Source organism: Streptomyces sp. KLMMK, assembly GCF_036961605.1.
Lineage (GTDB): Bacteria > Actinomycetota > Actinomycetes > Streptomycetales > Streptomycetaceae > Streptomyces > Streptomyces telluris.
On record NZ_JBAMDC010000759.1, the window covers coordinates 1 to 1,138 of the forward strand.

Genomic DNA, 1,138 nt, shown 5'->3' on the forward strand with positions numbered 1-1,138 from the left:
CCGGTCCGACGTCCGGTCCGACGTCCGGTCCGACGTCCGGCCCGCCGTCCGGCCCGACGCTCGGGCCCTCGCCCGCCCCGTCACCCGGACCACCACCCGGCCCGTCACACGGCACATCCCCCCGCCCCCTCCACCACCGCACGAACGGCTCCTCCGCCAGCCGCGGAAGCTCCCGTTCCCGGGCGAGCCCTCCGAGCCGCTTCGCCGCCGCGGCCACCGGCCCGGTCCCCGCCAGCCGGTTGACCGCCCCGGCCGCCCGGAGCGCCGCCACCCCCCGGAGCCACACCGGCAGCCACCCCATCGCGTAGTGGGCGGCGGGCCGTACCCGTCCCGCGTAGTGGTGGTGGAGGAACTCCGCCTTGTACGTGGCCATGTCGACGCCCACCGGGCAGTCGCTGCGGCATCCTTTGCACGCCAGGCACAGGTCGAGCGCCTCGCGGACCTCCTCCGAGCGCCAGCCGTCCGTGACGACCTCGCCCGCCAGCATCTCGTGCAGCAGGCGGGCCCGGCCGCGCGTGGAGTGCTGTTCCTCGCGCGTCACCCGGTAGGAGGGGCACATCACGCCCGCCGCGCCCGGAACCACCTCCGTCTCCCGGCACTTGGCGACGCCCACGCACCGCCGCACGGCCCCCGCGAAGTCGCCGCCACCCTCGCCGTCCCCGGGGTAGGCGAAGACGACAGGCACCGGCCGGCCCGGGAGCACGTCGAAGCGGAGGTTCTCGTCCAGCTTGCGGGGGCGGGCGAGGATGCCGGGATTGAGCCCGCCGTCCGGGTCCCAGAGGTCCTTGAAGCGTTCGAAGAGGCGGACGACCTCGGGTCCGTACATCTTCGGCAGGAGTTCCGCCCGCGCCTGCCCGTCGCCGTGCTCGCCGGACAGGGAGCCGCCGTGCGAGACGACCAGGTCGGCGGCGTCGCCGGAGAAGTCGCGGAAGCGCCGCACGCCGTCCGGGCGGGTCAGGCCGAAGTCGATGCGCACGTGGATGCAGCCGTCGCCGAAGTGGCCGTAGGGCGCGCCGTGCAGCCCGTAGCGGCGCAGGAGGGCGCGGAAGTCGCGCAGGTAGGCGCCGAGCCGGGCGGGCGGGACCGCGCAGTCCTCCCAGCCCGGCCACGCCTCGGTGCCGTCGGGCAGGCGGGTGGC

1 protein-coding gene is annotated in these 1,138 nt (G+C 76.3%); it reads right to left on the minus strand.

The features are described 5' to 3' along the window. A partial coding sequence (locus tag V7793_RS37780; RefSeq protein WP_336014269.1) for an FAD-binding and (Fe-S)-binding domain-containing protein occupies positions 1-1,138 on the minus strand: 1,138 nt, incomplete at both ends.